This window comes from Flavobacterium sp. LC2016-01 (assembly GCF_009711135.1).
Lineage (GTDB): Bacteria > Bacteroidota > Bacteroidia > Flavobacteriales > Flavobacteriaceae > Flavobacterium.
In genome coordinates, this window is the sequence record NZ_WMIC01000014.1 from 73,966 (window position 1) to 83,823 (window position 9,858).

9 protein-coding genes are annotated in these 9,858 nt (G+C 33.6%); 5 read left to right on the forward strand and 4 right to left on the reverse strand.

The features are described 5' to 3' along the window. Positions 1 to 116: 116 nt before the first annotated feature. From GKZ88_RS21870 to GKZ88_RS21880, 3 genes are all read left to right on the forward strand, one after another. A complete protein-coding gene (locus tag GKZ88_RS21870; protein WP_155104429.1) occupies positions 117 to 776 on the forward strand; it encodes a hypothetical protein in 660 nt (219 codons plus the stop codon). Positions 777 to 837: 61 nt separating this feature from the next. Beyond that, positions 838 to 1,923 (forward strand): DNA polymerase III subunit gamma/tau, encoded by a 1,086-nt coding sequence (dnaX, locus tag GKZ88_RS21875; protein WP_155104430.1) that lies wholly within the window; start codon positions 838 to 840, stop codon positions 1,921 to 1,923. Positions 1,924 to 2,222: 299 nt separating this feature from the next. Continuing rightward, positions 2,223 to 2,597 carry a DNA polymerase III subunit gamma/tau gene (locus tag GKZ88_RS21880; protein WP_230392575.1) on the forward strand — a complete coding sequence of 125 codons (375 nt, stop codon included), beginning with the start codon at positions 2,223 to 2,225 and terminating at the stop codon, positions 2,595 to 2,597. A gap of 109 nt (positions 2,598 to 2,706) precedes the next feature. Here GKZ88_RS21880 and GKZ88_RS21885 read toward each other — a convergent pair whose 3' ends face one another. The 4 genes from GKZ88_RS21885 to GKZ88_RS21900 all read right to left on the reverse strand — a co-directional run bounded on the left by GKZ88_RS21885 (position 2,707) and on the right by GKZ88_RS21900 (position 6,889). After that, positions 2,707 to 3,288 (reverse strand): TMEM175 family protein, encoded by a 582-nt coding sequence (locus GKZ88_RS21885; protein ID WP_155104431.1) that lies wholly within the window; start codon positions 3,286 to 3,288, stop codon positions 2,707 to 2,709. Positions 3,289 to 3,396: 108 nt separating this feature from the next. Then, complete coding sequence (locus GKZ88_RS21890) at positions 3,397 to 4,287, reverse strand: exopolyphosphatase (protein WP_133526950.1); 891 nt, start codon at positions 4,285 to 4,287, stop codon at positions 3,397 to 3,399. A 31-nt stretch (positions 4,288 to 4,318) separates the two neighbouring features. Next, on the reverse strand, positions 4,319 to 6,397 hold the full coding sequence (gene ppk1 / locus GKZ88_RS21895) for a polyphosphate kinase 1 (protein ID WP_347343908.1): 2,079 nt from the start codon (positions 6,395 to 6,397) through the stop codon (positions 4,319 to 4,321). Between the two features lie 6 nt (positions 6,398 to 6,403). Further along, a complete protein-coding gene (locus GKZ88_RS21900; protein ID WP_155104432.1) occupies positions 6,404 to 6,889 on the reverse strand; it encodes a histidine phosphatase family protein in 486 nt (161 codons plus the stop codon). A 500-nt stretch (positions 6,890 to 7,389) separates the two neighbouring features. Here GKZ88_RS21900 and GKZ88_RS21905 point away from each other — a divergent pair, with 500 nt between their 5' ends. Continuing rightward, entirely contained in the window at positions 7,390 to 7,941 is a 552-nt protein-coding gene (locus tag GKZ88_RS21905) for an Fn3-like domain-containing protein (RefSeq protein WP_155104433.1), read from the forward strand. A gap of 49 nt (positions 7,942 to 7,990) precedes the next feature. Continuing rightward, positions 7,991 to 9,858, forward strand: a 1,868-nt coding sequence (locus GKZ88_RS21910) for a VWA domain-containing protein (protein ID WP_155104434.1), incomplete at its 3' end; no start/stop codon positions are given.

The window sequence follows — 9,858 nt, forward strand, 5'->3', positions numbered from 1 at the left end:
AAATAGATCATTTTAGTTTCGGATTAAAAATAGTACATTTTTTATTACAAAAATTCAATTTAGAAATGAAAAAAAATGATTCTAAAAGATTATTATTGTATTCAAAACCAAATTGTATGAAATTAAAATACATTCTTATACTCGCATTTGTTTTCTTTTATAATAATTGTTTCTCTTGCGATTGTAAAACTCCTGAAAAGGAAACTATGGTAGAACGCGGACTACAATATTCAGACATTGTTTTTTATGGAGAAGTTATTAAAATTGATACAATTTCAAGTACATATACTTTCAGAATTATAGAATTATTCAAAGGAAAAACCAGGTCTCAATATATTAATGGAAAATACTTTAGCAACTGTTCTTTATTTCCGCAAACAAAACAACTTTGGATTGTATATGCGAATTATGAAGATGCTGGAATAATAGATATTAGCTCTTGCTCACCTAGTAGAGGATTTAAACCAGAAGGAGGGTCATATCCGCCCCCATTTCCAAAAACGGAAAATGTCTACCGTGCTAACAAGCAAATACAATCTTTAGATATTCCCATTTTTGAATTGGAATCTAACAATGAATATCTTGTCGACTGGATCTATCAATTAGAGAAATTGAGAATATATAAAAAATCTCAAAAAGAAATTTCTGATAAAGAAAAAACCGAGGCAAAACTTGAAACATACAGTCAATACATTATCATTTCTTTGATTGTCAACATCGTATTATTTCTAAGTTTAATCTTTGTAATTTTAAAGAAAAAGAATTTCATCAAATAAATAAAATCGTCTTTAAACAACGAAACAAAAGTCATATATTTGCTATCGAATAAAAAAGAATATGGAGCAATTTGTAGTATCGGCACGTAAATATCGCCCGCAGACCTTTAAGGATGTTGTGGGACAGAAAGCCATTACAAACACTTTGTTGAATGCTATTGAGAGCAATCACCTTGCTTCTGCCCTTTTATTCACCGGACCGCGTGGAGTTGGAAAAACTACCTGCGCGCGTATTTTGGCTAGAAAGATAAATCAGCCTGGATATGACGATCCAAATGAAGATTTTGCGTTTAACGTTTTTGAGTTAGATGCTGCTTCAAACAACTCGGTTGATGATATTCGTAGCCTTATTGATCAGGTTCGAATCCCGCCACAAACCGGACAATACAAAGTATATATTATTGACGAGGTTCATATGTTGTCTTCGGCCGCTTTTAATGCTTTTCTTAAAACATTGGAAGAACCGCCAAAACATGCTATTTTTATTTTAGCAACAACAGAAAAACACAAAATCATTCCGACGATTTTATCTCGTTGTCAAATTTTTGATTTCAAAAGAATTACGGTAAAAGATGCTAAAGAACATTTAGCTGATGTTGCTCAAAGTCAAGGAATCAATTTTGAAGATGACGCTCTGCATATTATTGCTCAAAAAGCAGATGGAGCAATGCGTGATGCTTTATCTATTTTTGACCGTGTGGTTTCATACTGCGGCACTAATTTAACACGTCAAGCTGTAACCGAAAACTTAAACGTATTAGATTACGAAACTTATATTTCAATCACTGATTTAATTCTGGAAAATAAAATCCCGGAACTTTTATTAGCCTACAATGATATTCTTTCAAAAGGTTTTGACGGACATCATTTTATTGCTGGATTAGCATCTCATTTTAGAGATTTGTTAGTAAGCAAAACTCCTGCAACTATTGCTTTATTAGAAGTTGGAGAACAAGCACAGCAAATGTATGGCGTTCAGTCTCAAAAATGCTCTCAGGAATTTTTATTAAAAGGAATTGACATTGCAAACGACTGCGATTTAAAGTACAAATTGAGTCAAAATCAGCGACTTTTAGTTGAACTATGTTTGATGCAATTGGCCTCTATCAACTTTGATGGAGAAAAAAAAAAGCTGAGCAATTCATAATTCCGCCTACTTATTATAAAAATGGAAGCTTTTCAATTGTTGAAGTTCAAAGTGTAAAGTCAAAAGTTGAAAACCACACTGTTTCCGAAAATACAAAATCAGAAAACGTAACTGCTTCAGAAGAAGCCGAAAGTACGCAAAACACAACTGTTTCTGAAACTCCAAAAGCTCAAACTCCGGAAGCTCCAAAAACAGAAATAGACAATACACCAAAGGTTTCCGCATTTTCTTTAGCCAGTATTCGCAAAAAAAAGGAATTAGAAGCAAGCAGTAAATCTTATGTAAAACCTTCTTCTGTATTGCCAACGGAAGAATTTACAGAAACAGAAATGTTGCTCCATTGGAACAAATATGCAGAACGTTTAGGCCAAAAAGGCTTAAAGATTATGGAATCGATACTTTTGATTAGTGATCCGGTTTTGAATGGCACAACAATTAGTTATGAACTGCCAAACGAAGGTTCTAAATTGGAATTTGAAAGTCAGATGAATGGATTACTAGGCCATTTAAAAGGGCATTTGCATAATCATGACATTACAATTGAAGTAATTGTAAATGAACAAGCCGAAACAAAACGAACTTATAATAATCAGGATCGTTACAATCGATTTTTAGAAATCAATCCAAACATTGAACTTTTACGAAATACGTTTGGATTAGATTTAAAGGATTAATTTCTTTTTTAGCCACGAATTTCACGAATTGGCACGAATTATTTTTAAACCTTTGTGAATAAAAAATTAGTAGCAATTCGTGAAATGCCTGGCTGACTTTTTTTCAAAATTATTCATTAGAATAAAAAGCTCTTTCTATTCTTTTATCTGGAATAAGCCATAACATGGCAACAATAAAATATGCGGCACCAGAAATCCATTCGCTGTAAAACGAAGATGCAATTCCAATAATATATAAAACGGCTGAAGCTTTTCCTTTTAAATCCCTATTAAGTGCTTTTCTCAATACTGAATCTTCGCCTTCACTGCACATAATTACATATTGCAGAATTACGTACGAAATGGCGCATAGCAACAAAATGATTCCGTACAAAGCCATTGATGCTTTTGCAAAATTGTGTTCACCCATCCAGCCTGTTGAAACCGGAATTAGTGACAGCCAAAACAATAAATGCAAATTGCTCCAAAGCACTTTTCCATTTACTTTAGATAAACCGTGAAGCAAATAATGGTGATTGTTCCAATAAATTCCAACATAAATAAAACTCAAAATATAGCTTAGAAATTTAGGAATAAGCGGTTTTAAATCGGCAAATTCATGTCCTGCGGGCACTTTTATTTCTAAAATCATGATGGTTATGATTATTGCTAAAACACCATCACTAAAGGCTTCGAGTCTAGTTTTATTCATTTATTCTGAAGTATAAGTTTGCCACGAATTACACTAATTTTCACGAATTAATTTAAACTATTTTGAAAATAAAAATTGGTGGAAATTGGTGTAATTGGTGGCGAAAAATTAAATTTTACCGTAGTACATTGCTTTTACAATTCCGTCTGAAAGTCCAATTTTTGGAACATAAATCTGGCGTGCACCGCTCCACTTCATTGCGTTTAAATAAATTCGCGTTGCGTGGATAATAACGTCGGCACGGTCAGAATTCAAACCTAATTCAGCAATTCTTTGCTCATACGTCAACGAATTCAAGAACGCATATTGGGAATTAATATAAATGTATGAAAGCGGTTTTTCCTGCTGTTTTCCCGACATTTTAAATAGTTTATTGATGTTTCCTCCAGATCCAATTAAGGTAACCTCATCATAATCTGCAGTGTTGGTTTTAATCCATTTTTCAATTTCATCCCAAACCACATCGCAAACCATATTATTTAATAAACGTACCGTTCCTGCTTTAAAAGATCTTGAATTGATCATTTTTCCGTCAGAAAACAAGGTAAATTCAGTGCTTCCACCACCAACATCAACAAATAAATAAGTTTCATCCGTTTTTAATAAATGATGCAGATCTGTCGAAGCAATAATTGCTGCTTCTTTTTTACCGTCAATAATTTCAATTTTAATGTCAGCTTTCTTTTTAATCAAAGCCACAACTTCTTTGGCATTGTAAGCTTCACGCATTGCCGAAGTAGCAAACGCCATATAACGTTCTACTTTATGAACTTTCATCAAAAGATTGAATGCTTTCATAGCATCAACCATTCGATCTGTGTTTTCTTGTGATATTTCTCCAACAGTAAAGGCATCTTGTCCCAAACGAATTGGAACACGAACAAGAGAACTTTTATTAAACTGAGGTTCTTTACCGTCTTGTTCTACAACATTCGATATCAACAGCCTCATGGCATTTGAACCAATATCTATTGCTGCAAATTTTCTAATATTAATCATGCTCACTTATGATTTGAAAAATTGGTTTTTATTAATTAATTTTTTGTGTTACCGCTTCAGCAATTTCAATTTTATTTTGGTAATATTTATAGGTTTCAAATTGCGCTCTAAACGGGGCATGATGATTACGAGGCTTGTATTTGTTATCTAATTTATAAGAATGATATCGTACTTTGACATTCCCTTTCCATGCAATATTAAAATTATCTATCAGTTCTTTTTTTATTTCTAAGTCATAAATTGGACAAGTCACTTCGACTCTTCCGTCAAGATTTCGGGTCATAAAATCAGCTGATGAAATATAGACTTCGGTCAAGCCTGCATTTCCAAAAATATAAACTCTTGTATGTTCTAAATAATTATCGACGATACTTATCGCTTCAATGTTTTCACTCATTCCGGGAATTCCAGGAATCAGTGAACAAATTCCTCTTACCTGAAGCTGAATTTTTACACCCGCATTACTTGCTTCATAAAGCTTGTCGATCATTTTAAAATCAGACAAACTATTCATTTTTAATTTAATATGCGTTTTTCTGCCGGCAAGTGCATGCAAAATTTCACGATCAATTAATTTTATAAACTTACCTCTCGTATAATGTGGCGATACGATCAAATGTTTGTATCTGTGTACTCTATAATTAATATCGAAGAACTCAAATATTTTTGATGTATCTTTTAAAATGCCTTGATGACAGGTAAGCAACGTCACATCAGTATAAATTTTCGCTGTTGATTCGTTAAAATTTCCAGTTGAAATAAATCCGTAACGACGTGTTTTCCCGTCTTCTATTCTTTCAATTACACATATTTTACTGTGCACTTTCAGACCTTTAATTCCAAAAATCAGGTCAATTCCTTCCGTCTGCATTTGCTCTGCATACGAAATATTGCTGGCTTCATCAAAACGAGCCTGAAGCTCAATTTGAACGGTTACTTTTTTACCATTTTTAGCGGCATTGATTAACGAACTGATAATCTGCGAATTCTTTGCTAAACGATACAACGTAATTTTGATACTGGCAACCTTCGGGTCTAAAGCCGCTTCTCTCAGAAACTTAGTTAAATAGGAGAATGACTGATAAGGCGCATGCACCAAATAATCTTTTTTGCTGATTTTTTCTAAAATACTTCCATCCAAACTTAAACCTGGAACAGGCAAAGGCTCGTTTGGCTTATATAATAGGTCGTAACGCCCTAGATTTGGAAAATCCATATAATCACGGCGGTTATGATAGCGTCCGCCAGGAATTATACTGTCTGTTTCTACAATTTTCATTTTTTCCAAAAAGAACTGCAGCGTATCTTCTTCAATTAAATTATCATAAATAAAACGAACTGGTTCACCAATTCGGCGATCTTTTACAGAAGTAGAAATTTTTTCCAGCATACTTTTACTTAAGTCGCTGTCGATATCTAACTGCGCATCGCGCGTAATTTTGATCATATGCGCCGAAACACTTTTATAATCAAATATATTGAAGATGCTTTTTAGTTTATAACGAATTACGTCATCAATTAAAATTACATATTGCTTTTCATCTTCTGAAGGAAGCACAACAAACCTGTTGATGTTTTTTGGAATTTCAATTAAAGCATATCGAACTTCGTCATTTGCCAGTTCTAATCGAACTGCCAGATAACCTAAAGTATCTTTCAAAATTGGAAAAACAGCCAAATCATTAAGAATGATTGTTACCAATTCTGGACTTAATTTTTGCGTAAAAAAGTCCTTTAAAAAACATTCCTGTTTTGGTGTAATTTGAGTTTCATTAATAATAAAGATATTTTCGGTTTCCAGTTCAGCTTCGATATTTCCAAGAATACGCAAACTTTCAGATTGCTGCTGAATAACAATTTCAGTAATATCTTTAATTAATTGATGAGCAGAAATACCGCCTAAATATTTTTCTCCAGAAATACCTGAAAGACTTAATCTCCGAATTGCAGCATACCGAACTCTGAAAAACTCATCTAAATTGTTTGAAAAAATTCCAACAAAACGCAGTCTGTCTAAAAGTGGAACTGTGTTATCTGCTGCTTCCTGAAGCACTCTTGCATTAAACGCTAACCAACTTTTTTCTCTATCGATATATTTCTGTTCGTACACTCTTATTTATTTTAAATCTTTGGGGAAAATTGTTTTATGAGTCTTGCCTTTATTTAGTGCGTCCCAGCTGTCTGAATCGAATTGCAGGGAAACAAAACCTGAAGTCGGGACATTTTCAATAAAAACATCCCCAAATTTATTAACAAAATTTGTAATAGCCTCGTTATGTCCGAAAAGAATAACGCTTTCTAAACTATTATCACACGATTTAATAACTTTTTCGAGCTGTTTGTCGTCAAAAGTATAAAGATCGTCTTTGTAAATAATGCTTTCTATGGGATAAGAAATATTTTGAGCAAAAATTAGAGCCGTTTCTGAAGCACGTGCTGCAGTACTGCTCCAAATTATATAGGTTTTAGGAAGATATTTTGAAATATGTGAAGACACTTCATGAGCATCTAAAATCCCTCTTTTCATCAAAGGTCTGTCAAAATCTTTTAAAGGTGCTTCCCAACTTGATTTTGCGTGTCGTATTAAAATTAAGTTTTTCATAAAAAGAGATTATTAAAAATAAATACACTGTAAGCAAACTGCTTTCTAAGTTCTAATTTACAAAAGAATTTTTAATCCTCCCCTATTTTTTATTTCTGTTAACATTCTGTGAAAATTTTAACAAGAATATGAAATCCTCAAAACTTTAACAATCCGAAAAAATGAGGTTTAAGTTTTAACAAAAATGTGTACTTCATCCATTAAAACTTACACTTAGTCGATATTTTGTAAATCTATAAATTTTTAACTAAATATTTGATTATTAAGCATTTACAAAGATTCAAAAAGCATGTTTTTAATCAAAAAAGGAAGAAAAACGAATAACTTATTTTGCAAAAAATGGTCAAAAAAAGATTTTTTTTGATCGTTTTTTTGTTAAAAAAAGGTAGTTAAACGAGTTTTTAGGTTAGTTACAGACAAAAAAATTTAAATACAAAAACTCTAATATAATTTTGATTCTGTTAAAATTTCATAAATACCACAAAACTAAATCTTAAGTTATGAAAAGTAAATCTACTCTTGAAAAAGCAGTGAAATTTATTGCCAATTGTAAGTCTATTTTTTCGGTAAGAAAAAATATCTTTCAAAAAAACATTTTTTCGTTACTGCTCTGCTTGATTACAACCGTTTCATTTGCACAGTCTGGTTCTTGTAAAGCAACTCTTGGAGTTGAGAAAGACAGAATTTACAGCAATGCAGGTAATGATGGTGCTTATTTTACACTGGTCCTGACCAATACGGGAAATTCAGATGATGTTTATAATTTAAGTGTTTTAAACATAAATTCGAGCTGCTCGAATAATGATGGCAGCAGTTCGTCTCAAAATGTGAATTTGGTTGGCAGCTTTCTTGATAACAGCAATGTTGCAATCACATCGGTTTCACTTCCGGCCAATCAGACCGCAACTTTTCAGGTTCACTTAACGGTTCCACAAGGCACTGCGTACAATAAATGGAATTGCATGCAAGTCAATGCTACTTCATCAAATTGCGCTAATTACACAGTAAACACTGTTGTACATACCATCGTAAACAATCCTTCTGAAAATTAAATATTCACTGCAAAATATTTAGTTGTTTTTCAATTTAAATTCCTATAAAATGAAAAAAACATTACACTTTATCCATTTAATAAAAAAAGCCAGCATAACGTTTTGTATGTTACTTTTCTTATTTTCATCTGCCATAGGTTTTGCACAAACAATAACCCCAACAAAAACAGTTACTGTTGCGTCTGGAGTTTGCGGAGCATTGGATGTTGAATTAAAAATTCAAGGTACAAACCCTGTTGCCAGACCTTTAGAAGTTGTTTTAGTTATTGATGTATCTGGAAGTATGGGATCTGGAAACAATCCAAAACCTTTAGCTCATGCTCAAGATGCTGCTATTGATTTTATCAATAAAATGTTTCTTGCTGCTAATAACCCAACAGGGAAAAACAAAGTAGGGATTGTAACATACAGTACAACTGCATCAATTAGAAGATATTTAACCAACAGTTCAGGCCAAGCCGATTTAATATCGGTTATAAATGGGCTTACTGCAAATGGAAGCACCAATATTCAGGATGGTTTGGTAAAAGCCAAAGCAGTATTAGATCCTGCTAATGGTGCTACTTACGACTGCGCTACTGCAAGGAGCGTGGTATTATTGACTGATGGAGTTCCAAATGTAACAGGAACCGGTGGTAGCGACTGTAATAATTGCTCGCCAGCTATTCAAACTGCAGCAAATAATATTAAAACGGTTACTGTTTCAGGAACTACTTATAACAATCAAATTTTTTCTGTTGGACTCTTTGGCGCTATTAGCGGAACAGACCAGACAAATGCTGAGACTATACTTAATGGAGTTCAATCCGGTGGCTCATTTTTCACAGAATCTGGTGCCGATTTGACAGGAATCTACAGCCAAATTTTCACTCAATTATCTTGGGTTGCAAAAGCAATATCAGGAACACCTTTTGAAAAAGAAACCATAGGAGCTAATTTTACAATCGGATCCGTTTCTGTAACCAAAGGAACTACAACAATTACAGGACAAGAAATTGCCTGGAATATTGATTTCTTAAATGTTGAAACAATTACTTTAAAATATCGATTGACTCCAAAACCAAATACTTGCGGCAGTCAACAAGTAAGTACATCAAAACTTTTCTTTCAAAACGCTCTCTGTAATAATGCAACACAGGATATTGTATCACCAATGACCGATGTTCCATGCCCAATTATTACTATTCTATCACAAACAAATGTAAAATGTTTTGGAGGAGCTAATGGTGCCATTACATTAAATAATCCAACTGGAGGACAAGGCCCATACACATATAAATGGACAAAAAACAATGTAGATTTTGCTACAACACAAAATATATCTGGTTTAAGTGCTGGAACATACAAAGTTAGTGCAACAGATAGCAATAATTGTGCTACAGGAATTTTAACTATTGAAATAACACAGCCTGCCGCTGCTTTAGCACTTGCTGCTTCTAGTAAAACAGATGTTTTGTGTTACAACGCGAGCACTGGAAGTGTAACTGCAGGTGTGGTTACTAATTCTGTCGGCACTGTAAATTATTCATGGAAAAATTCTTCTAATGTTGTAGTAGGAACTACTGCTTCTGTACCTAATCTTCCTGCCGGAACTTATACCGTTACTGTAACAGATGATTGTTCAAATCAATCTAATTCGGTAACTATCGAACAGCCAGGCGCTGCCTTAGTTGCTTCGGTTAATACAAAAACAGACGTAAGCTGTAAAGGAGACGCAACGGGTTCTGCAACTGCTTCGGCTACCGGCGGAACAGCGGGCTACACGTATTCATGGAATACTGTTCCAGTTCAAACAGGAGCTACTGCAACTGGCCTTAAAACAGGAACTTATACCGTAACCGTAACTGACTCAAAAGGATGTACTGATGATGAAACCGTAACAATCGGCGAACCTTCAAATGTACTGACTGCGTTGAT

What these genes read in the sequence shown, in the direction of transcription:
- GKZ88_RS21870 (WP_155104429.1), top strand. Translation starts at nt 117, where the DNA reads ATGAAATTAAAATACATTCTTATACTCGCATTTGTTTTCTTTTATAAT.
- GKZ88_RS21900 (WP_155104432.1), bottom strand. Translation starts at nt 6,889, where the DNA reads ATGAAAAACTTAATTTTAATACGACACGCAAAATCAAGTTGGGAAGCA.
- GKZ88_RS21905 (WP_155104433.1), top strand. Translation starts at nt 7,390, where the DNA reads ATGAAAAGTAAATCTACTCTTGAAAAAGCAGTGAAATTTATTGCCAAT.
- GKZ88_RS21885 (WP_155104431.1), bottom strand. Translation starts at nt 3,288, where the DNA reads ATGAATAAAACTAGACTCGAAGCCTTTAGTGATGGTGTTTTAGCAATA.
- dnaX (WP_155104430.1), top strand. Translation starts at nt 838, where the DNA reads ATGGAGCAATTTGTAGTATCGGCACGTAAATATCGCCCGCAGACCTTT.
- GKZ88_RS21890 (WP_133526950.1), bottom strand. Translation starts at nt 4,287, where the DNA reads ATGATTAATATTAGAAAATTTGCAGCAATAGATATTGGTTCAAATGCC.